At 60.5% G+C, this 24,869-nt stretch carries 30 protein-coding genes; 14 read left to right on the forward strand and 16 right to left on the reverse strand.

The window, feature by feature from the left end; all coding sequences use genetic code 11:
• Nucleotides 1-20: 20 nt before the first annotated feature.
• The 4 genes from lysA to argH form a co-directional block, all read right to left on the reverse strand.
• On the reverse strand, nucleotides 21-1,286 hold the full coding sequence (lysA, locus tag ACR0AC_RS15645) for a diaminopimelate decarboxylase (RefSeq protein WP_170624041.1): 1,266 nt from the start codon (nucleotides 1,284-1,286) through the stop codon (nucleotides 21-23).
• A gap of 70 nt (nucleotides 1,287-1,356) precedes the next feature.
• A complete protein-coding gene (locus ACR0AC_RS15650; protein WP_170455687.1) occupies nucleotides 1,357-1,506 on the reverse strand; it encodes a hypothetical protein in 150 nt (49 codons plus the stop codon).
• A 73-nt stretch (nucleotides 1,507-1,579) separates the two neighbouring features.
• Complete coding sequence (locus tag ACR0AC_RS15655; protein ID WP_170455689.1) at nucleotides 1,580-1,762, reverse strand: argininosuccinate lyase; 183 nt, start codon at nucleotides 1,760-1,762, stop codon at nucleotides 1,580-1,582.
• Nucleotides 1,762-3,150: an argininosuccinate lyase gene (argH, locus tag ACR0AC_RS15660; protein ID WP_170455690.1), complete on the reverse strand. Its 1,389-nt coding sequence runs from the start codon at nucleotides 3,148-3,150 to the stop codon at nucleotides 1,762-1,764. The genes ACR0AC_RS15655 and argH overlap by 1 nt, the downstream gene beginning before the upstream one ends.
• A 21-nt stretch (nucleotides 3,151-3,171) precedes the next feature.
• On the opposite strand from argH, the gene ACR0AC_RS15665 reads away from it, so the two are divergent.
• The 10 genes from ACR0AC_RS15665 to yddG all read left to right on the forward strand — a co-directional run bounded on the left by ACR0AC_RS15665 (nucleotide 3,172) and on the right by yddG (nucleotide 11,191).
• Entirely contained in the window at nucleotides 3,172-3,738 is a 567-nt protein-coding gene (locus ACR0AC_RS15665; protein WP_170455692.1) for a TlpA disulfide reductase family protein, read from the forward strand.
• Nucleotides 3,739-3,849: 111 nt separating this feature from the next.
• A complete protein-coding gene (locus tag ACR0AC_RS15670) occupies nucleotides 3,850-4,179 on the forward strand; it encodes a hypothetical protein (RefSeq protein WP_480874655.1) in 330 nt (109 codons plus the stop codon).
• Between the two features lie 60 nt (nucleotides 4,180-4,239).
• Complete coding sequence (locus ACR0AC_RS15675) at nucleotides 4,240-4,626, forward strand: hypothetical protein (RefSeq protein ID WP_170453153.1); 387 nt, start codon at nucleotides 4,240-4,242, stop codon at nucleotides 4,624-4,626.
• Entirely contained in the window at nucleotides 4,623-5,594 is a 972-nt protein-coding gene (locus tag ACR0AC_RS15680; protein ID WP_170453154.1) for a sterol desaturase family protein, read from the forward strand. Before ACR0AC_RS15675 ends, ACR0AC_RS15680 begins: the two co-directional genes overlap by 4 nt.
• A 95-nt stretch (nucleotides 5,595-5,689) precedes the next feature.
• Nucleotides 5,690-5,878: a hypothetical protein gene (locus ACR0AC_RS15685; protein WP_170453155.1), complete on the forward strand. Its 189-nt coding sequence runs from the start codon at nucleotides 5,690-5,692 to the stop codon at nucleotides 5,876-5,878.
• 88 nt (nucleotides 5,879-5,966) lie between these two features.
• Entirely contained in the window at nucleotides 5,967-6,800 is an 834-nt protein-coding gene (locus ACR0AC_RS15690; RefSeq protein WP_480874658.1) for an EAL domain-containing protein, read from the forward strand.
• Between the two features lie 193 nt (nucleotides 6,801-6,993).
• Nucleotides 6,994-8,169, forward strand: coding sequence for an acetyl-CoA C-acetyltransferase (locus tag ACR0AC_RS15695; protein WP_170453157.1), 1,176 nt, complete (start codon nucleotides 6,994-6,996; stop codon nucleotides 8,167-8,169).
• A gap of 187 nt (nucleotides 8,170-8,356) precedes the next feature.
• Entirely contained in the window at nucleotides 8,357-9,079 is a 723-nt protein-coding gene (gene phbB, locus ACR0AC_RS15700) for an acetoacetyl-CoA reductase (protein ID WP_170453158.1), read from the forward strand.
• A 301-nt stretch (nucleotides 9,080-9,380) separates the two neighbouring features.
• A complete protein-coding gene (locus ACR0AC_RS15705) occupies nucleotides 9,381-10,328 on the forward strand; it encodes a transcriptional regulator GcvA (RefSeq protein WP_170453159.1) in 948 nt (315 codons plus the stop codon).
• On the forward strand, nucleotides 10,325-11,191 hold the full coding sequence (gene yddG / locus ACR0AC_RS15710; RefSeq protein WP_480874662.1) for an aromatic amino acid exporter YddG: 867 nt from the start codon (nucleotides 10,325-10,327) through the stop codon (nucleotides 11,189-11,191). The genes ACR0AC_RS15705 and yddG overlap by 4 nt, the downstream gene beginning before the upstream one ends.
• Here yddG and ACR0AC_RS15715 read toward each other — a convergent pair.
• From ACR0AC_RS15715 to ACR0AC_RS15725, 3 genes are all read right to left on the reverse strand, one after another.
• Entirely contained in the window at nucleotides 11,188-11,352 is a 165-nt protein-coding gene (locus tag ACR0AC_RS15715) for a DUF465 domain-containing protein (protein WP_170453161.1), read from the reverse strand. The genes yddG and ACR0AC_RS15715 overlap by 4 nt on opposite strands.
• 115 nt (nucleotides 11,353-11,467) lie before the next feature.
• Nucleotides 11,468-12,247: a methyltransferase gene (locus ACR0AC_RS15720; RefSeq protein ID WP_170453162.1), complete on the reverse strand. Its 780-nt coding sequence runs from the start codon at nucleotides 12,245-12,247 to the stop codon at nucleotides 11,468-11,470.
• Nucleotides 12,244-12,459, reverse strand: coding sequence for a putative signal transducing protein (locus tag ACR0AC_RS15725; protein WP_037316655.1), 216 nt, complete (start codon nucleotides 12,457-12,459; stop codon nucleotides 12,244-12,246). The genes ACR0AC_RS15720 and ACR0AC_RS15725 overlap by 4 nt, the downstream gene beginning before the upstream one ends.
• Nucleotides 12,460-12,515: 56 nt before the next feature.
• On the opposite strand from ACR0AC_RS15725, the gene ACR0AC_RS15730 reads away from it, so the two are divergent.
• Nucleotides 12,516-13,514, forward strand: a complete 999-nt coding sequence (locus tag ACR0AC_RS15730; RefSeq protein ID WP_170453163.1) for a polyprenyl synthetase family protein — start codon at nucleotides 12,516-12,518, stop codon at nucleotides 13,512-13,514.
• Here the strand turns inward: ACR0AC_RS15730 and ACR0AC_RS15735 are convergent.
• The 4 genes from ACR0AC_RS15735 to soxR all read right to left on the reverse strand — a co-directional run bounded on the left by ACR0AC_RS15735 (nucleotide 13,507) and on the right by soxR (nucleotide 18,372).
• On the reverse strand, nucleotides 13,507-14,328 hold the full coding sequence (locus ACR0AC_RS15735) for a 4-(cytidine 5'-diphospho)-2-C-methyl-D-erythritol kinase (protein WP_480874665.1): 822 nt from the start codon (nucleotides 14,326-14,328) through the stop codon (nucleotides 13,507-13,509). The two genes, ACR0AC_RS15730 and ACR0AC_RS15735, sit on opposite strands and share 8 nt — an antisense overlap.
• Nucleotides 14,318-16,033, reverse strand: coding sequence for a tetratricopeptide repeat protein (locus ACR0AC_RS15740; RefSeq protein WP_480627021.1), 1,716 nt, complete (start codon nucleotides 16,031-16,033; stop codon nucleotides 14,318-14,320). The genes ACR0AC_RS15735 and ACR0AC_RS15740 overlap by 11 nt, the downstream gene beginning before the upstream one ends.
• A 101-nt stretch (nucleotides 16,034-16,134) precedes the next feature.
• Nucleotides 16,135-17,781 (reverse strand): electron transfer flavoprotein-ubiquinone oxidoreductase, encoded by a 1,647-nt coding sequence (locus ACR0AC_RS15745; RefSeq protein WP_170453166.1) that lies wholly within the window; start codon nucleotides 17,779-17,781, stop codon nucleotides 16,135-16,137.
• 135 nt (nucleotides 17,782-17,916) lie between these two features.
• Nucleotides 17,917-18,372: a redox-sensitive transcriptional activator SoxR gene (gene soxR / locus ACR0AC_RS15750; protein ID WP_170453167.1), complete on the reverse strand. Its 456-nt coding sequence runs from the start codon at nucleotides 18,370-18,372 to the stop codon at nucleotides 17,917-17,919.
• A gap of 89 nt (nucleotides 18,373-18,461) precedes the next feature.
• Between soxR and ACR0AC_RS15755 the strand changes: the two genes are divergently transcribed.
• From ACR0AC_RS15755 to ACR0AC_RS15765, 3 genes are all read left to right on the forward strand, one after another.
• The gene (locus ACR0AC_RS15755) at nucleotides 18,462-18,842 is read left to right on the forward strand and encodes a VOC family protein (protein WP_170453168.1); all 381 of its coding nucleotides are present in this window, start codon (nucleotides 18,462-18,464) and stop codon (nucleotides 18,840-18,842) included.
• A gap of 235 nt (nucleotides 18,843-19,077) precedes the next feature.
• Nucleotides 19,078-19,548 carry a transcription elongation factor GreA gene (greA, locus tag ACR0AC_RS15760; protein ID WP_170453169.1) on the forward strand — a complete coding sequence of 157 codons (471 nt, stop codon included), beginning with the start codon at nucleotides 19,078-19,080 and terminating at the stop codon, nucleotides 19,546-19,548.
• Between the two features lie 14 nt (nucleotides 19,549-19,562).
• Nucleotides 19,563-20,558 (forward strand): hypothetical protein, encoded by a 996-nt coding sequence (locus tag ACR0AC_RS15765; protein WP_170522174.1) that lies wholly within the window; start codon nucleotides 19,563-19,565, stop codon nucleotides 20,556-20,558.
• On the opposite strand, the gene ACR0AC_RS15770 is transcribed toward ACR0AC_RS15765, so the two are convergent.
• The 5 genes from ACR0AC_RS15770 to ACR0AC_RS15790 are packed head-to-tail and all read right to left on the reverse strand — an operon-like array spanning nucleotide 20,555 to nucleotide 24,783.
• Nucleotides 20,555-21,148 carry a GNAT family N-acetyltransferase gene (locus tag ACR0AC_RS15770; protein ID WP_480874670.1) on the reverse strand — a complete coding sequence of 198 codons (594 nt, stop codon included), beginning with the start codon at nucleotides 21,146-21,148 and terminating at the stop codon, nucleotides 20,555-20,557. The genes ACR0AC_RS15765 and ACR0AC_RS15770 overlap by 4 nt on opposite strands.
• Nucleotides 21,145-23,214 carry a molybdopterin-binding protein gene (locus tag ACR0AC_RS15775; RefSeq protein ID WP_480874672.1) on the reverse strand — a complete coding sequence of 690 codons (2,070 nt, stop codon included), beginning with the start codon at nucleotides 23,212-23,214 and terminating at the stop codon, nucleotides 21,145-21,147. Before ACR0AC_RS15775 ends, ACR0AC_RS15770 begins: the two co-directional genes overlap by 4 nt.
• The gene (mobB, locus tag ACR0AC_RS15780; RefSeq protein ID WP_170453172.1) at nucleotides 23,211-23,702 is read right to left on the reverse strand and encodes a molybdopterin-guanine dinucleotide biosynthesis protein B; all 492 of its coding nucleotides are present in this window, start codon (nucleotides 23,700-23,702) and stop codon (nucleotides 23,211-23,213) included. The genes ACR0AC_RS15775 and mobB overlap by 4 nt, the downstream gene beginning before the upstream one ends.
• Nucleotides 23,699-24,343: a molybdenum cofactor guanylyltransferase MobA gene (mobA, locus tag ACR0AC_RS15785; protein ID WP_480627025.1), complete on the reverse strand. Its 645-nt coding sequence runs from the start codon at nucleotides 24,341-24,343 to the stop codon at nucleotides 23,699-23,701. Before mobA ends, mobB begins: the two co-directional genes overlap by 4 nt.
• Complete coding sequence (locus ACR0AC_RS15790; protein WP_170453174.1) at nucleotides 24,340-24,783, reverse strand: YcxB family protein; 444 nt, start codon at nucleotides 24,781-24,783, stop codon at nucleotides 24,340-24,342. The genes mobA and ACR0AC_RS15790 overlap by 4 nt, the downstream gene beginning before the upstream one ends.
• Between the last annotated feature and the right edge of the window lie 86 nt (nucleotides 24,784-24,869).

Here is a 24,869-nt window from a genome sequence, read left to right on the forward strand (position 1 = left end):
GGGCCTGCACGCTTATCGCGTCAAAGCCACTCAGGTATGGTATCGCGGTTTATGATTTCGTCAAAGCTTGGGCGTTCACGAATAACTGCAAATTGATCCCCGTGCACCAGAACCTCGGGGATCAGGGGGCGGGTGTTGTATTCGCTGGCCATCACCGCGCCATAGGCCCCGGCGCTTCGGAAGGCGACCAGATCACCGGGCGCAAGCGGCGGCATGGTGCGTTGCTTGGCAAAGGTATCGCCACTTTCGCAGACCGGGCCAACGATGTCATAGGGTTGCTGTTCGACCCCGGCGGCAGGTTCCTGCACCGCGATAATGTCGTGATGCGCCTCGTACATTGCCGGGCGGATCAGGTCGTTCATCGCACCATCGAGGATCAGGAAATCGCGGCCTTCGCCCGATTTCACATAGATCACTTTGCTGACCATCAGCCCCGCATTGCCCGCGATCAGGCGGCCCGGTTCAATTTCGATCTCGCAGCCCAGATGGCCCAGCGTTTTCTTGATCAAAGCGCCGTATTCCATCGGCAGCGGCGGCGCTTCATTCGACCGCGCATAGGGAATGCCCAAACCGCCCCCCAGATCGAGCCTGCGGATATTGTGCCCCTCGGCGCGCAGTTGTTCGGTCAGCTCGGCGACTTTGGTATAGGCCAGCTCGAACGGCTCCAGTTCGGTCAATTGCGAGCCGATATGGACATCGATACCAATCACGTCCAGCCCCGGAAGGCTGGCGGCCAGCGCATAAACCTCGGACGCGCGTGAGATCGGGATGCCGAATTTGTTCTCGGACTTACCGGTCGCGATTTTCGCATGGGTCTTGGCGTCCACATCCGGGTTCACGCGCACGGTGATCGGCGCGATCACGCCCAGTTCCAGAGCGACGGCGTTGATCACCTCCATCTCAGGTTCGGATTCAACGTTGAACTGGCGGATGCCGCCGGTCAGCGCCGTGCGAATCTCATCCGCTGTTTTGCCGACGCCCGAAAACACGATCTTGTCGCCCGGAACGCCTGCAGCCTTGGCCCGCAGGTATTCCCCTCCCGAAACCACATCCATCCCCGCGCCCGCCTGCGCCAGCGTTTTCAGGATCGCCTGATTGCTGGCCGCTTTCATCGCGTAGCAGACAAGGTGATCGGTGCCCTCAAGTGCGTCGTCGAACAGCTTGAAATGCCGCAACAGGGTTGCCGTCGAATAGACATAGAACGGGGTTCCGACCGCAGCTGCGATTTCGGAAATCGGGACATCCTCGGCGTAGAGCGCGCCGTCGCGGTAGAGAAAGTGATCCATGACGCCGCGCTTAGACCAAAAGGGGGATACGGATCAATGGATTCCGGCACTCAACGCGCCTATCGGTCGCTCAGGACCCGGTCGAAACACCGACCCGCGCATAGCCGGACACGGAAACGCCGGATCCGCTGGGTTCTGGCTTGGGTTCCTGACGCGGTGCAGATGTGGGTTCGCACGCCGCCAGAACAGCAAGCGTCAGGATCAGGCCAAGAGTTCGCATAAATTCAGTTTTCCCAAGATGATGCGGCCCGACAGACATGGGCCTTGTTTGCAACATTGCAATGGCGCAGGGCTCAGACGCCCAGATAGACACCTAGGCCGCCGCGGCGGAAGCCAACGCCGCCGCCGACATGAGTGCCGCTGGATCCGACGCCGATCCCGAGGCTGGCGGTGGGCTGCACCGGCTCTCCATCCGCTCCGCAAGCGACCAGGGCAAACCCGGCCATAATCAGAAGAATGACCCTGAAGATATACATCACACCAATGCCTTCCATCGTTCGATCTGCGCACGAACCTGATCGGGGGCGGTACCGCCGTAGGACTGGCGCGAGTTTACCGAGTTTTCCACGGTAAGGACAGAATAGACGTCATCGGTGATGTCTGCATGGACCGATTGCATATCCTCCAGCGTCAGGTCCGGCAGGTCGCAGGCTTTCTGTTCAGCCATCGCAACCAGCGATCCGGTGACATGGTGCGCGTCGCGGAAGGGCAGGCCCAGCACCCGCACCAGCCAGTCGGCCAGATCGGTCGCGGTCGAGAACCCTGACCCGGCAGCGGCGGCGAGGCTGTCGCGGTTGGCGGTCATGTCCTTGACCATGCCTTCCATCGCCGCCAGCGCCAGCATCCAGTTGTCGGCGGCGTCAAAGACCTGTTCCTTGTCTTCCTGCATGTCCTTGGAATAGGCCAGCGGCAGGCCTTTCATCACCATCATCAAAGCGGTGTTTGCGCCATAGATCCGGCCCACCTTGGCGCGGATCAACTCGGCGGCATCGGGGTTTTTCTTCTGCGGCATGATCGACGAACCGGTCGAGAACCGGTCGGACAGCGTCACAAACCGGAACTGGGCCGAAGACCAGATCACCAGTTCCTCGGCAAAGCGCGACAGGTGCACGGCGCAGATCGACGCGGTGGACAGGAACTCGAGCGCGAAATCGCGGTCGCTGACCGCATCCAGCGAGTTCGCGGCGGGGCGATCAAAGCCCAGCGCTTTGGCTGTCATTTCCCGGTCGATGGGGAAGGATGTTCCAGCCAATGCAGCAGCGCCCAAGGGGGATTCATTCATCCGGGCACGGGCGTCGCGGACACGGGACAGGTCGCGGCCGAACATCTCGACATAGGCCATCATGTGATGGCCCCATGTCACCGGCTGCGCCGTTTGCAGGTGGGTGAAACCGGGCATGACCCAATCGGCCCCAGCCTCGGCCTGCGTCAGAAGCGCACGGATCAGAGCCAGCAGACCCGATTCCGCCGCGTCCAGCTGATCGCGGACCCATAGCTTAAAATCGGTCGCAACTTGGTCATTCCGCGAACGACCGGTATGCAGACGGCCCGCAGGCTCTCCGATCACCTCTTTCAGCCGCGCCTCCACATTCATGTGGATGTCTTCCAACGCGGTCGAGAACTGAAACTCACCGTTCTGGATTTCTGACAAAACGGTGAGCAGCCCTTCCCGAATGGCCTGCGCATCACTATCAGTAATAACGCCTGTGGCAGCCAGCATGGCGGCATGGGCGCGCGAGCCTGCGATGTCCTGGGCTGCCATCCGCTGATCGAACCCGATCGAGGCATTGATCGCCTCCATGATCGCGTCTGGTCCGGCGGCAAAGCGGCCGCCCCACATCTGGTTCGAGGATTGATCGGTCATGTTGGAAAACCCGGAGTTGATATGCGCCTTATTCGTCTGATCCCCCTTTATATGGCCCTTGCGCTGGGTGCAAACGCCGCTTTGGCCGCCGATGCCGAGACGCTCGCCCCCTTGCGCGAGGATAGCCTGAAGCGTCTGATCCTGCATTCACAGCCCAAGCCGGTGACGCCGGTGGACTTCGAGCTTGAGGATGACGGCGGCACAGCCTCGCTGGAGGATTACAAAGGCAAATACGTTCTGCTGAACTTCTGGGCCACATGGTGCGCGCCGTGCCGCAAGGAAATGCCCCAGATCGCCGAGTTGCAGGCAGAGTTCGGAGGCGACAAGTTCGAAGTGCTGACGCTGGCCACCGGGCGCAATTCACCTGCCGGGATCAAGAAGTTCTTCGAAGAAAACGGCATCGACAACCTGCCCCGCCATCAGGACCCTTCACAGGCCGTTGCGCGCGAGATGGGTGTGATCGGCCTGCCAATCACCGTGATCGTCGACCCCGACGGCAATGAAATCGCCCGTCTGATCGGCGATGCCGAATGGAATTCCGACAGCGCCAAGGCGATTATCTCGACTCTGGTCGGCGCAGCAGGCTAAGGAAACGGCTTCCAACCGCTGTCGGCCCCCGTCAAATTCGATCTCGTGATACACTGTCCTCATCCCGCTGTTTTGGGCGGGGCAGTTTGTGTGTTGGGAATGGAGGCAACGATGAAACCCGTTGTACTGCTGATCGGACGCTTACCGAATGTGATCGGAGATGTCGCGCGGCAGCTTGATCACCTTCCGATCCAATGGCTGGGTGCACATGGCCCCGATGAGGTGCGGCGGCAACTGGATGCTGAACCCCGGATCGCCTGTGCCATCATGGGGGCCGGGCTGGATGATATGATACGCGGTGAATTGGTGGGCATCATTGCATCCCGCCGCCCCGATATCTGCATCCATCTGAAAGACCGAAGCTCGGGCCCCGAAGGCCTGGTCCCTTTTGTGCAGCGCGTGGTGCAGCATGAAATCCTGGACCGTCTGGAACACGGCTGACGCCACGCCACCTTTGACAGCGTTCTTCCCGCTTTGCACTCTGCCAGCGGGGAGAGAACTATGCCACTTGAAATATTGCTTGTACTTGTGGTCGGGGGGATTGCCGCAATAACGCTTCTGTTGCACCTGAGCGGGCGGTCTCAGCGGCGTGTTCTGACACGGGAAACCGCACTGGCGGATTGGCAGCGCCACTTTCCCGACGATGTGGTGATCGATGTCACCGTCTCACACGACGCCCACGCCGCTCTGGTTCGGACCGAGACAGGGCCGGGCCTGCTGTGGTCCTTTGGCGCGGATACGGTGGCTCGGCACCTGCTGGATTTCGACTGGATCGAACAGCAGGCCGGGTTCGAGTTCCAGTTTCACGACTTCACCACGCCCAGGGTGGTCATCCGCCTTGACGAAATCGAACGCCAGCACTGGCAAAACCTGATGGACCTTTCATGACCGATCACATCAGCTTTCCCGACGCCGTCCAATGGGCTGTCCCGTTTTTTATCGCCGCCATCCTGGCCGAGTTTCTGTGGATCACGGTCAAAGGGCGTGGCGGCCGGTATGAGACGCGCGATGCCGTGACCTCACTGATCATGGGGGCGGGCAATATCGCCTCGGGCTTCTTGCTGGGGTTCATCGCCTATGGGTTCTTCATGTGGTTGTGGCAGGTCACACCGCTGAACCTTGGGACCTCGATCCCAGTTATCATCCTGTGTTTCGTGCTGGACGACCTGCGGTACTATTGGGTGCATCGTTTCGGGCACCGCATCCGCTGGGTCTGGGCCAGCCATGTGAACCACCACAGTTCGCAACACTACAACCTGACGACCGCGCTGCGGCAGACATGGACCTATACGTTCACCTTCATGATGGTCGTTCGGGCGCCCCTGATCCTGCTGGGCTTTCACCCTGCCATGGTGCTGTTCGTTGGCGGGCTGAACCTGATCTATCAGTTCTGGATTCATACCGAGGCCATCGGCAAAATGCCCCGCTGGTTCGAGGCGATCATGAACACGCCCAGCCATCACCGCGTGCATCATGGCCGCAACGCGCGCTATCTGGACTGCAACTATGCAGGTGTTTTCATCATCTGGGACAAGATGTTCGGCACCTTTGTACCCGAACAAGAAGATGAGCGGGTCGATTACGGGTTGGTCCACAATATCGGCACCTTCAACCCGCTGCGTGTGGCCTTCCACGAATGGGTTGGCATCTGGCGGGACGCCACACAGCCCGGCCTGACCCTGCGCCAGAGGCTCGGCTATTGCTTCGCCCCGCCCGGCTACAGCCATGATGGCAGCCGGGACAGTTCAACGCAGATCAAAGAAAAGCATCTGGCGCGCCACCCCGAAGATCGCGGAACGCCCGGATTCGAGCATCTGGACAAGAACGTGCCCAATCGTCAGGCGGAACAGGTCTGACGCACGTAGTGCAACATGGGTCTCAACTTGAAATTCCGGCCTTCGACGCCATATGAGGGAAAAGGTGCAATGTAACGAGTGGCCGGAGACCAAGAATGACCCGTTTAACAACTGTTTCGACCGTGGTTGGTCTGATGGGTCTGACTTTGGCCATGATCGCCGCTTTGGCGACGGCGCTGACAGGCCTGATTGCACTGGGCTTTGTCATGATGATCATGGGTGTCACCGGTGCCGTGATCGGAGCCGCAGCCTCTCTGACCCGTGCGTGGCAATCTGCCCGCTGAAACTTTCCCGAGCTTAACCGCAGATTCACCTGTTTGACCTGACACTGGGCCGGACCTTTGTTCGGAATCACTCAGGGAACCGGCGCTCATGCGGGACAAGAAACGTGCGGATATACCCGAAGGATCGGAAAGCCCGTTGAACTCGGCCATCTCGGCGCGGGACAGATCAGTTGTGAAAATGGCGACCGAAGCGGTGAAGCACAAACAATGCAAGCTGGCGTTCCAGCCGGTTGTTCAGGCCGACCCGCCATATGCTGTCGCATTCTACGAAGGCTTCATCCGGGTTCTGGACGAAACCGGGCGGGTGATCCCGGCGCGCGAGTTCATGCCGCAATTGGAAAACACGCCTTTAGGCCGAGAACTGGATTGCATCGCACTGGAACTGGGGCTGCGTACGCTTGCCCGAAACCCCTCGATCCGGTTGTCCATCAACATGTCGGCCCGGTCGATCGGGTTCTCGCGCTGGACCCGGGTGCTGGACCGCTTTCTGAAACGCGACGCGGGTTTGGGGGAACGGCTGATCCTTGAGATTTCCGAACAATCCGCCATGCAGGTGCCCGAGCTTGTGATCGACCTGATGGACCGCCTGCAGGAATGCGGCATCGCCTTTGCGCTGGACGATTTCGGTGCCAGCGATTTCAGCTTTCGCCATTTTCGCGAGTTTCTGTTCGACGCGGCCAAGATCGACGGGCAGTTCATTCGGGGGATCAGCGAGCAGCCTGACAATCAGGCGCTGGTCCGCGCTTTGATCGCTGTCGCGCGGGAATTCGAGATCCTGGTGACCGCCGAATCGGTCGAAAACCAGGCGGATGCCGCGTTCCTGACCGCCAGCGGCGTCGATTGCCTGCAGGGTTTTCTGTTTGGCGCGCCCGCGGTTTCGCCCCCGTGGAAGCAGGAAAAGAAATCCAAAACAGGCTCTTAGGCAAAAACCCGCTTGCGACAACAAATCCTGTCCAACGCTGAGACAAGCTGTCCGTTGCTGCAATTGCAGCATTGCGGTATTGCAAAAGGTGCTGGAGCGGGGAACTTGGGGCGCTCTTGTACTGTCAGAGAGCCTCTCTGCCACCTGCGCCGTCAGATTTCCCTTTGGACCATGACGGTAAAGGACTGATTATATGACCAACGTAGTAATCGCATCCGCCGCACGCACGGGCGTCGGCAGCTTTAGCGGTTCGTTTGCGAACACCCCTGCACATGATCTGGGCGCTGCCGTCCTGGAAGCAGTCGTAGAACGCGCCGGAGTAGAGAAGGGCGAAGTAAGCGAAACCATCATGGGTCAGGTGCTGACCGCCGCTCAGGGCCAGAACCCCGCCCGTCAGGCGCATATCAATGCCGGCCTGCCGCAGGAAAGCGCGGCTTGGGGCATTAACCAGGTGTGTGGCTCGGGCCTGCGCGCGGTTGCGCTGGGGGCTCAGCACATTCAGCTGGGCGATGCCGACATCGTTGCCGCCGGTGGACAAGAGAACATGACCCTGTCGCCCCACGCCGCCGCCCTGCGCGCCGGTCACAAGATGGGTGACATGAAATATATCGACACAATGATCCGCGACGGTCTGTGGGACGCCTTCAACGGCTACCACATGGGTCAGACCGCCGAAAACGTCGCCGAGAAATGGCAGATCAGCCGCGATCAGCAGGACGAATTCGCCGTTGCCTCGCAGAACAAGGCCGAAGCGGCTCAGAAAGCGGGCAAGTTCGCGGATGAAATCGTGCCCTTCACCATCAAGACCCGCAAGGGCGATATCGTGATGGACAAGGACGAGTACATCCGCCACGGCGCAACCATGGAAGCCATGGCAAAGCTGCGCCCGGCCTTCACCAAGGACGGCTCGGTCACGGCGGCAAACGCATCTGGCCTGAACGATGGTGCGGCGGCAACCCTGCTGATGTCGGCCGAAAACGCCGAAAAGCGCGGGATCGAGCCTCTGGCCCGTATCGCGTCCTACGCGACCGCTGGTCTGGACCCGTCGATCATGGGCGTCGGCCCGATCTACGCCTCGCGCAAGGCGCTGGAAAAAGCGGGCTGGTCGGTTGACGATCTGGATCTGGTTGAGGCGAACGAAGCCTTCGCCGCACAGGCCTGCGCCGTGAACAAGGACATGGGCTGGGACCCGTCCATCGTGAACGTCAACGGCGGCGCGATTGCCATCGGCCACCCGATCGGCGCATCCGGCTGCCGTGTCCTGAACACGCTGCTGTTCGAAATGAAACGCCGCGACGCGAAAAAGGGTCTGGCGACCCTGTGCATCGGCGGCGGCATGGGCGTCGCCCTGTGCGTGGAGCGCGACTAAGTGCGTTGACACCTAAATAGAAAAGGGCGCTCTACCAGCGCCCTTTTTTGTTACAATCGAAGCATATCCGTTAGATGCGACAATATCGCCAAACAGAAAGTCGAAAACGATCACGAAACGATATTGCGCACCAATCTCCCTCAGAGTAACAGAATTACCAAGACGACTAAATTTGGAGGATTCCTAAATGGCACGTACAGCACTCGTAACCGGCGGCTCTCGCGGCATCGGCGCAGCAATTTCCAAGGCGCTCAAGGCCGAAGGGTACAATGTTGCGGCCACCTATGCAGGAAACGATGAAGCCGCCGCGAAGTTCACCGAAGAAACCGGCATCGCCACTTACAAGTGGAACGTCGCCGACTATGACGAGTCCAAAGCGGGCATCGAAAAAGTCGAGGCCGAGGTTGGCCCGATCGACATCGTTGTGGCCAACGCGGGTATCACCAAGGACGCACCGTTCCACAAAATGACGCCCGAGCAGTGGCATCAGGTCATCGACACCAACCTGACCGGCGTGTTCAACACTGTTCACCCCGTCTGGCCCGGCATGCGCGAGCGCAAATTTGGCCGCGTGATCGTCATCAGCTCGATCAACGGTCAGAAAGGCCAGTTCGCGCAGGTGAACTATGCCGCGACCAAAGCGGGTGATCTGGGCATCGTGAAATCGCTGGCGCAGGAAGGTGCACGCGCAGGCATCACCGCCAACGCGATCTGCCCCGGTTATATTGCAACCGAAATGGTGATGGCGGTACCCGAGAAGGTGCGTGAATCGATCATCAGCCAGATCCCTGCTGGCCGTCTGGGTGAGCCGGAAGAGATTGCCCGCTGCGTGGCCTTCCTGGCCTCAGACGAGTCTCAGTTCATCAACGGCTCGACCATCTCGGCAAACGGCGCGCAGTTCTTCGTCTAAACCCGAAGCAGTGCAACAAAATCGGGCCGGTCCTTTTGGGCCGGCCCTTCTTTATCCCGTAAGCCCGCGCGCGCTGCGGTCAGCGGGAACCGAATAGCCAACCCCAGACCTGATGGACCATCTTGCTGCGTTCTTCATGCGCGCGACGGATCGCATCCTGAACAGACGGGTTTGTCGTCATCTCGATCATGGCATATCCCCTTGGCTAAAGCTGAACTTGACTTGCCTACAACATGGCGTTTGATTTCAAAACGTACAAACGAGAGTTTTCGACGGTTCGGACAAGAAATTCTTAAGCGACATGAGCGACAGGCTTCCCCCTCTTACCGCCTTGCGGGCCTTTGACGCCGCCGCGCGCCATATGTCTTTTGCCAAGGCAGCGGATGAGTTGAACGTGACCCCCGCTGCGCTGTCCTTCCAGATCAAATCGCTGGAGGAGCATCTGGGCCACCCCCTGTTCAAACGTCTGAACCGCGCGGTGGAACTGACCGAAGCTGGCAAAGCGCTGGCCCCCGGCGCGGCCGAAGGCTTTGCCGCGCTCAAATCCGCATGGGCCGCGACGCGCAGATTGCAGGACAACACCACGCTTACGGTCACGGCTGGGCCTGCCCTGACGGCGAAATGGCTGGCCCCACGCCTTTATGACTTTGCCCGCGCCCATCCGGAGATCGACCTGAGATTCTCGGCCACCTTGCGCAATATGGATCTTGAGCGGGACGATGTGGATGTCGCAATCCGCTTTGGCTATGGCCAGGATGACGGCTTGTATTGCCTGCCCGTGCGCAAGGAATGGCTGACCCCGGTCATGACGCCGGAGCTGGCCGAGCAATTCACGACGCCTGAAAGCCTGCGCGATGCGCCGCTGATCCATGACGATTCAATCGCGTTTCTCAAGCCGCCCGCCGACTGGCCCACCTGGTTTCGGGCGGTTGGTGTTGATTTCACGCCGACCCATGGCGCGCATTTCTCGAACGCGGATCACGCGATTGATGCGGCGGTGGCGGGGGTCGGTGTTGCCTTGGGTCGGCGCGCGATGATCATCAAGGACATGACCGAAGGCCGGCTGGTCGCGCCGTTCAAAACCGCCATTGAAACCAAGGGGCGGTTCCGGTTTCTGTGCCTGCCCGGTGCGGAAAACCGGCCACAGATCGCTGCATTCCGCGATTGGTTCGCGGCCGAGATTGAAAAGACCGCCCATATCTCGGATGAATTCACGATCATTCCTGTAGAAGACGTATCCCCGAAATGACCAGAAATCGCGCCACTGCCATCGGATTTATCGCCGTCCTGCTTTGGGCCCTTCTGGCGCTGTTCACGGTTGGCTCGGCCCCAACGCCGCCTTTGTTGCTGAACGCCATATGCTTCAGCATCGGCGGGTCCCTGGGGTTGATATGGACATGGCGGTCAGGCGGCTTTTCCAAATTGCGCAGCATCAGTTGGAAGATCTACGCTTTCGGCACGGTGGGCCTGTTCGGCTATCACGCGCTGTATTTCTCGGCCCTGCGCATGGCCCCTGCGGCCGAGGCGGGGCTGATCGCCTATCTCTGGCCCTTGCTGATCGTTCTGTTCTCGGGGCTGCTTCCCGGCGAGCATTTGCGCGCCGGCCATCTGATCGGGGCCTGTCTGGGCTTTGCCGGGGCCGCGCTGATCATCACCGGCGGCGGCAGCGCTGGCTTTCAAATCGACCACCTGCCCGGATACGCGCTGGCCTTCCTCTGCGCGCTGACTTGGTCGGGTTATTCGGTTCTGTCCCGCAGACTGGGCGAAACGCCGACAAGTTCGGTTGCGGTCTTCTGCGTACTGACCGCCATTGCGTCATGGGCTTTGCACTTTGCGCTGGAAACAACCGTCTGGCCGGATACGACGCTTGGCTGGGCATCAACCCTGGCCCTTGGTCTGGGGCCGGTGGGGCTGGCGTTTTACGTGTGGGATATCGGGGTCAAACAGGGCGACATACAAATGCTGGGAACCAGCTCATACGCGGCGCCCTTGTTGTCCACCGTGGTTTTGGTACTTGCCGGGATCGCCATGCCGACATGGACATTGGCGATCGCGGCTTTACTGATCACCGGCGGTGCGTTGATAGCGGCACGCGCCAGCCTGAAAGGTTAAGTTGACAGGCGCTCGATCTCTTCCTTTAGCTTTAGTTTTTGCTTCTTGAGCTGGGCGATATGGAGATCATCGATGCCTGGCGAGCGTTGGGCTTGTTCCACTTCGAGACCGAGAGATTCGTGCTTCTTCTTCAGTTCCGTCAGATGTGCGCTCACGCTCATGGCGATCCTCCTTGGTTGCGAGTGTATATGTCACGTAAGAAGTTGATCACATCGTTTCCACCCTGTCACGCTGCAGACGCACAGATTCTGTAATAAATCCGACAAATTCGGCTGGTCATTGCCTAAGGCTGTGAAACGGACCCAACGCAGCCCCGTCCCGAAGGGCCGCGGAAACATCCGGGGTATAGCTTTCCCCGTCCTTTTCGTGCCGCGCGCCCATATGCAAGATCAACGGTGCATGCAGGCGAAATGCGGCCCGTCCCCCTTTGCGGGCGCGCAAAATCACCAACTCAGCCTCGCGGCCCGCGCGTGCCGCAAGCGGCAACGCCTCGACCGACCCAAGCCGGTCCTGACAGGCCGTCAACATATCGGGCAGGCGGTCGGCCTTTTGGATCATGTGCAGATAGCCACGCGGAGCCAGCCGTCTGGCTGCCACGTCGATCCAATCATCCAGGGGCGTTTCCTCGCCCAAGGCCACGCTGCGCCCGGTATCTGTGGCCGGGCTATGGGCACCGGCGCGGTAATAGGGCGGATTCGCGATCACATGGTCGAATTGTCGTTGCTTCAGTTCTGCCGGAAGTGCCGTCAGATCGGATATCACCACATCCAGCACGATATTGTTATCGGCGGCATTGCGGCGGGCCAAATCCGCATAGGCCGGTTGCAGTTCGACCCCGCACATCTGCAAACCAGGCACCCGCGCGGCCAGACACAGGATCGTAGCCCCTGCCCCGCATCCAAGCTCCAACACCGATTGGCCACTGGTTGCAGGTACCGAAGCGGCCAGCAAAACAGGGTCTACACCGGCGCGATAGCCTTTTGTCGGCTGCCAAAGGCGCACCCGACCACCCAGAAAATCGTTCCGGCTTAGTTCATGGTCGGCGAAACCTGTCATCGCCCCAGCGGGATCTCATTGTCGCGCATCACCCGTTCGGCGCGGGTCAGGTCATCGGCCCGCACCATCAGGCGACGGGGGAAGATTCCAATGCCACCTTCGAGGATGCTCATATTTACGTCCATCTGAAAGCAGTCTATATCCTCGCCTTCAAGAAGAGCGGATGCAAAGGCCAGGATTGTCGGATCGGTGCTGCGCAATAGTTCTTTCATGGGGATGGATGTAAGGGCAAGGCAGGACAGAAGTCGAGCCTTGTATCAGGAGTGTGATGGACGTCAGCACAATCTCGAAACCGCATGAGCGGCTCGCCGAAATTCTGAGCGCTGAGATGGAGGCGGTGAATACGCTGATCCAGACGCGGATGGCATCAGAGCACGCGCCCCGCATCCCCGAGGTCACCGCGCATCTGGTCGAAGCGGGCGGCAAACGTCTGCGCCCGATGCTGACATTGGCGGCAGCGCGGTTGTTTGGGTACACGGGCGAGCATCATGTGCGTTTGGCCGCGACGGTCGAGTTCATTCACACCGCGACCCTGTTGCATGACGATGTGGTCGACGAAAGCGCCCAGCGACGCGGGCGGCCCACGGCCAACCTGCTTTGGGATAATAAGTCCAGCGTTTTGGTGGGCGATTATCTGTTCTCTCGCAGCTTTCAGTTGATGGTCGAAACCGGATCGCTGCGCGTTCTGGACATTCTGGCCAACGCTTCGGCCACGATTGCCGAAGGTGAAGTACTGCAAATGACCGCCGCCACCGATCTGGGCACCGATGAGGGTGTTTACCTGCAGGTCGTGCGCGGCAAGACAGCGGCGCTGTTTTCAGCCGCGACCGAGGTAGGTGGCGTCATCGCCGGGGCCTCGGACCCGCAGGTGCAGGCCTTGTTCGACTATGGCGATGCGCTGGGTATCGCCTTCCAGATTGCCGACGATCTGCTGGATTATCAGGGCGACAGCAAAACAACCGGCAAGAATATCGGCGACGATTTCCGCGAGCGGAAGCTGACCCTGCCGGTGATCAAAGCAGTCGCACAAGCCACAGCGGATGAGCGTGCTTTCTGGGAGCGCACCATTGAAAAGGGCCGCCAGCAAGACGGCGATCTGGACCATGCGCTTGGCCTGATGGACAAGTACCAGACGCTTGAAGCTACCCGCCAGGATGCGTTGGGATGGGCCAACAAGGCCAAGGCTTCGCTGGACGCGTTGCCGGATCACGAGGTTCGCACCCTGCTGCGCGATCTGGCCGATTACGTGGTGTCGCGGCTTAACTAAGCCGGGTCGCGCGGCACCACCAATCGGGATGGGCCGCACCGATCTCATAGGCTGCGAAATGGGCCGCCTTCATCGACGGAAAAAGCGCAAAGCAGGTCGAGCCTGAGCCGGACATTCGCGTCAGCAACACATCGCGCGTGGCCGCCAATTCCTCTAGCACCCGCCCGATTTGTGGGGCAATGGCCACAGCGGGACCTTGCAGATCGTTTCGCTGGGCGGACAACCAATAGGCGCACGCCCCAATGTCGCCAAACGCAGGAATATCATCCGGCATCCCTGGATTGTCGCGGGTGCCCATGGCCTTGAAAACAGACCCCGTTGGGACTTCAACGCCGGGATTCACCAGCAATGCAGGCAACACAGGCAGGACCATCGGCGCAACCTGCTCGCCAATCCCGCGCATCCGGGACGCTTGGGCAACCATGCAAACCGGAATATCTGCACCAAGCGAGACTGGCAGGTCCGAGGGGATTTCGATGCCCTGACCCGCCGCATGGCGCAGCATGGCCGCGGCGTCAGATGAGCCACCGCCGATCCCGCCGCCATGCGGCAGGACCTTGTTCAACGAAACATGGCCCGTCCACCCCACAGCCTCGGCCGCTTTCCAGATCAGGTTGCGATTGTCGATGGGAACGCCTGTCGCATGCTCTCCGGCAACCGAGATCGACAGGTCAGGCCCCGGCGCAAATTCCAACTGATCCCCCACATCCGCGAAAGCCACAAGGGAATCGAGCAGATGATAGCCATCCGCGCGCTGGCCGGTGACATGCAGGGTCAGATTGATTTTGGCGGGCGCGAAGGCCTCAGTTGCCATTGGCGACCTTCAATGGATCAGCGCCTTCCTCGGCCAGAACCACATCCAGCCCAACCTCAAGCTTGCGGCGGATGCGTTCGGGATCGGCCTCGCTGTCGGTATCTTCGGCGTCGATGAACGACAGCGCCCGTTTCCACTGAAACTCGGCCTCGCGGGCGCGGCCAACGGCCCAGTAGACATCGCCCAGATGGTCATTGACCACCGGATCGACCGGCATCAGTTCAACGGCACGCTCCATATGCTCGACCGCTTCGTCATAGCGGCCAAGACGGAACAGGACCCAACCCAGACTGTCGACGATATAGCCGCTGTCCGGGCGCGCAGCCACGGCGCGTTCGATCATGTCCAGCGCCTCGTCCAGCTTTTCGCGCCGTTCGACCAGCGAGTAGCCGAGATAGTTCAACACTTGCGGCTGATCGGGGTTCAATTCCAACGCGCGCCGGAAATCGGCCTCGGCCTGATCCCATCGCTTGAGACGCTCGTGCGAGATCCCACGGGCATAGTGCAGGAACCAGTTGCCGCTGGATTCGGTTTCAGTCAGGTCAATGGCCGTGTCGTAGGAGTCTACCGCCGCCGCGTAATTCTCTTCCCGGCGCTGAATATCCGCCAGCGCGACATGAACGCCCGGCAGGTCGGGCTTTTGCGCGGCCAGATTCTGCAGCACTTCGATGGCGGCATCCGTTTTACCCGACCGGCCCAGAACCTCGGCCCGACCCAGTTCAGCGGCGTGATGATCATTGCTGTCTGCGGGCACCTGACGATAGGCATCCACCGCCAGATCGTATTGGTTCAGTTCGTCCAGCAACTCGGCACTCAGCAGAATGGCATCGACGTGATCGGGACGCAGGAAACTGGCCATGCGCGCGTAAAGCAAGACATAGTCGGGCGATGCTTCGGCATTCAGCGCCGCCCCGACCGAGAAAAACACCTCGGCCATCCCATCACGCGCGGATTGCACATGGGTGAAGGGCAAGGTCTCACCGGCTGTCAGACGGCTGATGTAGTCTTCGATGGACGGATCGCTGCCCGCCGCAAAGACGTCGTCCAGAAACGCCAATGCGTCGGCGTTGCGGTCCAGTTGTGACAAGACCTCGACCCGCGCCATCGCAGCACGGCGCGAGAATTGCGCGATTGCACCGTCATTTTCCGCAAAAATCGCCTCGGCCCCTTCGAAATCCCCGATCGAGGCCAGCGCCATGGCTTTGTGGTAAAACGCAAACTCACGCAATCCGTTTTGGGTCGAGACTGTATCGAACTGCTCCATCGCTTTGGTCATCTCACCCTGACCCAGATAGGCCCAGGACATCATCAAACCATCGACCAATGGCCCAACACCCTGAGTTTCAGGATCGCGGGCCAACAGTTCGGCCAGATTATCATCGGCGATCAGGTTGGCGGCGACCACCATCCGCGCAGCCTGACTGGGCAGGTTCGCCTCTTCAATTGACTGCGCAACGGGCAAGGCGCGCTCGATCTCACCCAGCGCAAGCCGTGCGACGACAACGCTTTCCAGAAGCAGCGCGTTCTGGGGGTCGAATTTCAGTGCCTGAGCATAGTATTTCTCGGCCGCCGCATAATCGCTTTCATAGATCGCCTGACGCCCAGCCAGATAAGAGCCTGCGCCTGTATCCGCAGACACCGGAACCGCAACGGAAGAAGAGAGCAACACGGCCAATACCGTGCGACGAACAATGGAAATCACCAAAAGCCTGCCTTGCTGTCATTGACTGGGCGATAAGCTAGGGCCTTGGCCAGCAAGAGGCAATGGCAGAGCCTTCACGACCCTGCCAGTGCCCATCTTTTTGCTTACATGTTGGGATAGTTCGGGCCATCCCCACCCTGCGGCGTGGTCCAGGTGATGTTCTGGCTGGGATCCTTGATGTCGCAGGTTTTGCAATGGACGCAGTTCTGGAAGTTGATGACGAATCGCGGACCGTTTTCATCCTCGACCATCTCGTACACGCCCGCGGGGCAGTAGCGCTGCGCCGGTTCGTCGAACTTGGGCAGGTTGACCTTCACCGGGATCTCGGGGTCGGCCAGGCGCAGGTGGCAAGGCTGGGCTTCCTCGTGGTTGGTGGCCGCGAAGGACACGTTGGTCAGGCGGTCAAAGGACAGCGTGCCATCGGGTTTGGGATAATCGATGGGCTTGTGCTTGCTGGCATCTTCGGTGGAATCCGCATCGTTCTTGCCGTGGCCCAGCGTGCCGAACAGCGAAAAGCCCAGCGTGTTGGTCCACATATCCAGACCGCCCAGCATCAGCGAGGCGGTCAGACCCCATTTCGACCACATCGGCTTGACGTTGCGCACCTTCTTCAGGTCGCTGCCGATGGCACCATCGCGCACGTCGGTCTCATAAGCGGTCAGCTCATCCCCCGAACGGTCGGCCTTGATGGCGTCGAACGCCGCTTCGGCTGCGGCTTTGCCCGACAGCATGGCGTTGTGGTTGCCCTTGATGCGCGGCACGTTGACCATACCCGCCGAACAGCCCAGCAGCGCCACACCCGGCGCGACCAGCTTGGGCATCGACTGATAGCCGCCCTCGGTGATCGCACGGGCACCGTAAGCGACGCGCTTGCCGCCTTTCAGCAGCTCGGCCACCATCGGGTGATGCTTGAAGCGCTGGAATTCCATGTAGGGGTACAGGTGCGGGTTCTTGTAGTTCAGGTGAACCACGAAACCGACATAGACCTGATTGTTTTCAAGATGATAGATGAAGGAACCGCCACCTGCGTTGCTGCCCAAAGGCCAGCCCATGGTGTGGGTGACGCTGCCTTCCTTGTGCTTGGCCGGATCGATCTCCCAGATCTCTTTCATGCCGACGCCGTATTTCTGCACTTCCTTACCGGCCTGCAGGTCGTATTTGGCGATGACTTCCTTGGACAGCGAACCGCGCACACCTTCCGACAGGAAGACATATTTGCCGTGCAGTTCCATGCCCGGCTCGGTGTTCGGACCATAAGAGCCATCCGCTTCCAGACCAAAGACACCGGCGACCACGCCTTTGACTTCGCCATTGTCGCCATAGACCAGCTCGGAACAGGCCATGCCGGGGAAGATTTCCACGCCCAGCTCCTCGGCCTGCTCGGCCATCCAGCGGCAGATATTGCCCATCGACACGATGTAGTTGCCGTGGTTGTTCATCAGCGGCGGCATCGGGAAGTTGGGGATGCGGATCTGACCAGCCTCTCCCAGCATGTAGAAATTGTCTTCATGCACCGGCACGTTCAGTGGCGCGCCTTTTTCCTTCCAGTCCGGGATCAGCGCGTCCAGCCCGCAAGGGTCAAGCACCGCACCCGACAGGATATGCGCACCCACTTCCGAGCCTTTTTCCAGAACAACAACGTTCAGGTCGGCATCAAGCTGTTTCAGACGGATGGCCGCAGACAGACCCGCAGGGCCAGCGCCCACGATCACTACGTCGTATTCCATCGCTTCGCGTTCAATCTCGGCCATCGCGGGCTCCTTAGCTAACTTTCCGAATTGGCGCTTTCACTGCGTGGTCTGCGCAATTTTGTTTCACGGGTGATTACCCGGTCCGAAAGACCTTGGTCAATCAAAACACGGCGTAACATTGCTGCAATGCGGCAGTTATGTATCCGGAGCGTCCCCCATCAGGTATCTGGGACCGCTACCATGGGACTTGGCCCGGTCATCAGGATTGTAAAGCGCGCATTTCGGCAGGCTGAGGCAGCCACAGCCGATGCACCCGTCCAGATTGTCGCGCAACCGCATCAGAGTATCGATTCGCTGATCCAGCCGGGCGCGCAGGGTGATGCTGATATCCTTCCAGTCCTGCGGCGTGGGCGTGCGGTTGCCGGGCAGGCCGGACAGAACCTCGCGAATTTCCGGCAGGGTCAGGCCGAACTGCTGCGCAATCATCACAAAGCTCAGCCGTCTTATATCGGCCCGCTGATAGCGCCGCTGCCCGCCTGCGTTGCGCCAGGGTGCGATCAGGCCCTGCGCCTCGTAATACCGGATGGCTGACACCGCCAACCCCGTGCGCCGGGCCAATGCGCCAATTGCCAGCCCTTCGGAAACCGCCATAGAACCCTCGCAAAAAATATCTTGACCTAAAGTTAGGTTTAGTAATTACGCTGAGTCGTGACAAGCAACAAATTCGCAAAGGAGATCCCATGATGGCGACGCTTGAACACACCAATTTCACCGTCCGCGACCCGCAGGCCTCGGCGGCTTGGATGCAAAAGGTCTTTGGCTGGAAGACCCGCTGGGAAGGCCCCGCCATCGCGGGCGGCTATACCGTTCATGTCGGCAGCCAGCACACCTATCTGGCGCTTTATGCGCCCAGTGACCCGAAACCCGCAGGCGAAAGCAGCTATGACATCGTCGGCGGGCTCAATCACGTGGGCGTTCTGGTCGAAGACATCGACGTCACCGAAGCCAAGGTGCGCGAGGCCGGGTTCACACCGCATAACCACGCCGATTACGAACCGGGCAGACGGTTCTATTTCGACGATGACAACGGCATCGAGTTCGAAGTGGTGCAATATGATTGATATGCTGTGGCTTTGCACCCCTTCGCGCCGCTGGCGGCGCAACAAGCCCCCTGATCACCGTCACAGGCGCGAACCGGTTCCGCCTGAACGGCGCTAAGTCGCGAATCGAACGCTGACTGCCCCTTGGCCTCTTGCAATTCACGCCCCATTTGGGTCAGGTACTGAACGACCCATCATTCGCCCCGACGCTTTCCCTGCGGCGGGGCGGCTCAATTTATGCGTGGACCACAAGACTATGGAAAAGATTCCAATGACGCCTGCGGGCAATGCCGCGCTGGCAGCAGAGCTGAAAAACCTCAAATCCGTCGAGCGTCCGGCGATCATCGAAGCCATCGCTTCGGCGCGGGAACTGGGTGATTTGAAGGAAAACGCCGAATACCACTCGGCCCGCGAAAAACAGGGCTTTATCGAAGGCCGTATCAAGGAACTGGAAGGCATCCTGTCGCTGGCCGACGTGATCGACCCTGCCAAATTGTCCGGTGCGATCAAGTTCGGCGCCAAGGTCACGCTGGTCGATGAAGATACCGACGAAGAAAAGACCTGGCAGATCGTCGGAGAGTATGAGGCCAATATCGAAAACGGCCTGCTGAATATCAAATCGCCCATGGCCCGCGCCCTGATCGGCAAGGACGAAGGCGACAGTGTCGAGGTTCGCACCCCCGGTGGTGTGCGGTCTTACGAAGTTCTGAGCATCGAATACGCCTGACCGGAGCGTCTGATATGTCGGGGACCCAACCTGACCAGGAAACCGAACGGCCAACCTCTCTGGGCATCTATGATCGCCCCGAGCGGACGGGCGTGACCTCGATCGAAATCGCCGCAGGTGTGCTCAGCGTCATCTGGCTGGTGGTGTCGGTTGTGTTTCTGGTGCTGCCCGACCAGAACGAAGGCAGCGGGTTCATCGTGACCTTCCTTGCGGTGTTCATGCCGGTGGCGATGATCTGGGTTGCGGCCACAGCGATGCGGGCCAGCCGCGTGATGCGCGAGGAAAGCGCGCGGTTGCAGACAGCGATTGACGCGATCCGACAAGCCTATGTCCTGCAACAGCAGCGGGCGGCCAGTTCCGTTGAGCCTGCGGTTGCCAAGAAACTGGACGAAATCGCCGCTGCCACGAAAAAGGCCGAGGATGCGCTGGCCACCTTTTCGACCAAACGGCGAGAGCCTGCGTCGGGCGGCCAGCCCACGCTGGCTCCGGGCGATCAGACATCTTTGGCGCTTGGCACCACCGCCGAAGACATCGCGCCGCCACTGACAACCGATACCTTTATCCGCGCCCTGAATTTCCCCGAGACCGAGAAAGACACCGAAGGGTTCAACGCCTTGCGAATGGCGTTGAAAGATCGGAAAACCGCACAACTGGTGCAGGCCTCTCAGGATGTTCTGACCCTGCTCAGCCAGGAGGGCATCTATATGGACGACCTGCGCCCCGACATGGCGCGGCCCGAAATCTGGCGGCAATTTGCCCAAGGCGCGCGCGGGCGGTCCGTTGCAGCCCTGGGCGGGATCCGGGACCGGTCTTCGCTGGCGCTGACCGCCGCGCGAATGAAACAGGACCCGATCTTCCGGGATGCCGCCCATCACTTCCTGCGGCGCTTCGACAACATGATTGTCGAGTTTGAACCTGATGCCAGCGACGCGGAACTGACCGCGCTTGGCGATACCAGAACGGCACGGGCCTTCATGCTGGTGGGCCGCGTTGCGGGGACTTTCGACTAGGCGGGCGTGACCGCCCAGCTCATCTTGGTGGCACTGCTGAACCCGAACAGATGGCGGAACGGTCCCGTTTTCTCATAACCCACCGGCCTGAAACCTTCGCGTTCATACAAAGCCTGCGCGCGCGGGTTCGTGTCGATCACGTCCAACTGCACCTCGGCCATGCCCCGGCTACGCGCCTCGTCCTTGATCGCGGATAATAGCATCGTCCCGACGCCCTGCCCGCGCGCCTCGGCGGCAACAAAGATGCCGTCCATCTGAAACACGCCGGGTTTCAGGTCCCGCTCCAGCACGCTCAGCACCATGCCGCGCCACAGCGCGCCAAACCAGCCATAAACGCGCGCGAGGTCCGACAGACTTCCGCCCGCCAACCCGCCCTCGGTCGTCTTGAACCCCGCAAGGCCCAGCAACCGGCCAGACGAATCCCGCGCGACCAATGCAAAGTCCGGGGCCAGCGCGCGTTCGAAAAAGGCCAGCCCCTTGTCATCGGGGCCCATGACCTTGTGCAGTTTGGCTGCAAATGCCTGCCAGAACAGGGCTGCGGCCTTGGATCGTTCCGCCTCGGTAAATCCTTGCGAGACGATTACGGTCATAGCCCGAAACTGCCGTAGGGAATGAACCGCACCGGATCGCCCGGCTGGATGTGCCGTGCGCCGTCTTCGATTTCGACCAGCCCCTCGGCCCAGCTGAGCCCGCTGATCCGGCCCGACCCTTCCGAGTGAAAGACCTCGACCTTGCCCTCGCGCAGGCGCGCGCGCAGGTATTCGCGGCGACCGGGTTTCTTGCGCTTCTCAAACGCGGCGGGCACGTCGAAGCCTTGCGGATCGATCCAGCCCTCGCCCGTCATCAGGCACAAAGCCGGGCGGGCGAAGATCAACGTGCAGACCATCGCGGCCACGGGGTTGCCGGGCAAGCCAAAGACCGGCGTGTCCGACCACATGCCCAGCGCCAGGGGGCGTCCGGGTTTCAGCGCAATCCGCCATTCCTGCATCGCGCCCGCTTCGCGCAACAGGGCCGAGACGTGATCCTCATCCCCCGCCGATGCGCCGCCACTGGTCAGGATGGCATCGGCCTGTTCTGCCGCCTCATCCAGCCGCGCGCGCAACACATCGCGGTCGTCTGCCACGCGACCCATATCAAAGGGCTCAAACCCCATCCGCTCCAACAAGGACAGCAACATCGGGCGGTTCGCATCGAAAATCTGACCCGCACCCACAGCATCGCCCGGCTCGACCAGTTCATCACCGGTGGACAGAACCGCGACGCGCAGGGGTTTGCGAACGGGAACCTCGGCGATACCGACGGCGGACAGCAGCGCCATATCCGCCGGTGTCACCCTGCGCCCGGCGGGCAAGGCGGTGTCACCCTGCGCAACATCCTCGCCAGCGCGGCGGGTGTTTGCGCCCTTTTTTATGGGCCCGTGAAAGGCGATAAAGCCGTCCTGAACGGTCACATCCTCTTCCAGAACAACGGTATCAACACCTTCGGGCAACGCAGCACCGGTCAGAATGCGCAGCGCATGGCCCGCAGGCACGGACCCGTCAAAGGGGATGCCCGCAGCCGCGCGGCCCTCGGTCAGGGGCATCACCTGCGCGCCGTCTGCGGCGGGACCTGCAAAGCCATAGCCGTCCACCGCCGTATTGGGTTGCGGTGGGTTCGAGCGTTTTGCCACTACATCCTCGGCCAGAACCCGACCCATAGACTGCGCCAAGGGCACCGTCTCAGCCCCCGTTACCGGTCGCAACCGATCCCGCAACAGCGCCAATGCCTCATCCACCGGGGTCCAGTTCACGCCCGCGGGCAAGGCGAAACAATCGTTCCGCAATGGCGGCGGCGCTATGGTCGGTTTGTTTTGCGGTACACCCAAAATCCACCCCTCCTCTGGGGCCGTGACAGTCAATTGCTCTGCCAATTCCTGATCCGTCAAGCGCGACAGTGTCAATGCGACCTGTTCAACCTGCCATGCATCCTTGATCCGATCCGGCGGAGCCTTCCCCAACTTGAGCGAGGGCCATATCTCGACAAAAGCCACGGGCCTGTCCAGCGGTTGAAACGGCCAGACGGCGATCTTGCCCGCATAAGCGTGCCGCAAACGGTTCAGAACCGGCAGGCCCATCATCACCTGACCGCCCACCGCGCCCGCCCCGGCCATCTGCCAACAGGTGAAACTGCCTTTGGCCCGCGTCTCAACAATGCGGCGATCCGGGAACGGGTTGTGATAGTCCTGTTTGGTGCGCGGCAATCCATCAACCTCGCGCCGCAGGGCGTTCATCCAGAACGGACCTTTGCCGCCAAACCGACGGTTGATCCGCCCCGCCAGATCGAAGCGGTTGTTGGCGGTCGGAGAATCCTGGATCTGCGCCCCGAACCAATCCCACAAAGCCAAGGGGTCACTTGTCCCCGTAACCGCCTTGGCAAAGCCATTGGGGTAGCCAAAGGGAAAATCAAAGCCCAGGAGCAAGCGGCGACCTTCGGCCAGTTCGGTCTCGATCAGCCTGCGCAACCAGTCCTCGGCGACCTGACGGTTGCGCAAATAGTCCAGCGCCTGCACGGCATCCTCGCGCACCACACAAGCCCAGATCGCGTCTTTGCGCGGGCGCGGTCCGGTATCGTTACCACCCGACCAGTCCACCATCGCAAAGCTGTTGAAAAGGCTCACAAACCGACCTCGGACAGGATGAAATCCGCAATTGCCTTTGTGTCGTTCAGGTCGAAAACAGGGCGATCCAGGTCCAGAGGCGTATCGCTGGCAACCGCGCGGATCGTGTCGTCTCGGGTCGCGATCAGATCATTGCCTGGCTCAGCGCGGAAGGCTTCGACCTTGGGGTGACGCTCGCGTTTGTAGCCTTCGATCAGCACCAGATCGACCGGCGACAGACGCGCCAGCAGAGCCTCCAGCGAAGGTTCCGGCGCGCCGCGCAATTCCTGCATCAGGGCCACGCGCTGGCCCGAGGCCAGCAGCACCTCGCTGGCGCCCGCCATTCGGTGACGGTGACTGTCGCGCCCGGGCTGGTCGACATCAAAGGAATGATGCGCATGTTTGACGGTTGAAACGGTGAACCCGCGCCCGGTGACCTCGGCCACCAGCCGCTCCATCAACCCGGTTTTGCCCGCGTTTTTCCAACCGGTGACGCCGTAAACCCTCATGCCTGCTCCAACAGTTTTCGGGCCAGCGCCAGATCGTCGGGCGTATTGACGTTGAAGAACGGATCAAAGGGGTCAGCCGGAAACAACGCCTCGCGCCCGTTGTGCTGATCGGTCCACAGCACGACCTTACGCAGCCCATCGTTCAACGCCGCACGCAGATCATCGCGCAGCGCCACCGGCCAGAGGCCAAAAGTCGGGTGCCGGTTCACCCGCTTGCCGCCGCCGGATTTCAACGCCTCCTCACCCGTGCGCGGCGTCGTCGCCAACACCAGCGGATGCGTCTGCCCCTGCGCTGTGGCGGTCAACCGATCCACCAGATCGCGTGGGAAAAAGGGCGTATCTGCGGCGGCTGTCACGATACTGTCCGCGCCCTGCTCGGCCGCCCAATCGAGCCCGGCCAGAACGCCCGCCAATGGACCGGCAAAACCCTCGATCGTGTCCGGCAGGACCGGCAAGTTCAGATCAGCGAACCGTTTGGGGTCGCCATTGGCGTTGAGGGCAAGATGATCGACCTGCGGAGACAGCCGCTCGATAACATGAGATAACAGGCTTTGCCCCCCGATTTCCAACAGGCCCTTGTCACCACCCCCCATGCGGGTTGCTAGACCGCCTGCGAGGATAACGCCGAGGGGGCGGATCAATTTGTCTTCTCCGTAGAACGCCAGTTTTCGACTGTTTTTGGGAAGGTCTTAGCCTCTTCTGTACTCAACAGTTTTTTGGGCAGAACATACACGAAGGCACCTGCGTAAAAGAAAAACCCCGCCCTATCTTCGACGACTTGCTCAACAGCATGCCAAGACACATTCCAAGTTACGTGAGGTGACCGCATATCCAAACCTTCTGGCGAGAACATAAAGTCAGTTCCACCGCTGTAAATCGGCGAGGCCAGCATCTGTCGGACTTTCAGCCTTTTGGAAGAACGTTCCGCAAAATAGAGTACTCCAGCTCCAATCACCCCTCCGGAAACAGGTGCAAAAAGACCTTGTGTAAGAGGTAGAGTACCAAGCGCACGAAACACTATGAAAGCAACAACAATTCCGCCAACAACAGCCAAAATTCCTCTTGATGCATCCAAAGCCAAGTAGCCCCAATAAGCTCCTTTCCCGCTATAATTTTGCCTGCAAGGGCCCATGGCTCTAATAAGAGTTTTGTCGTCTATTTGTTCCG

This window comes from Ruegeria sp. H7, assembly GCF_056532945.1.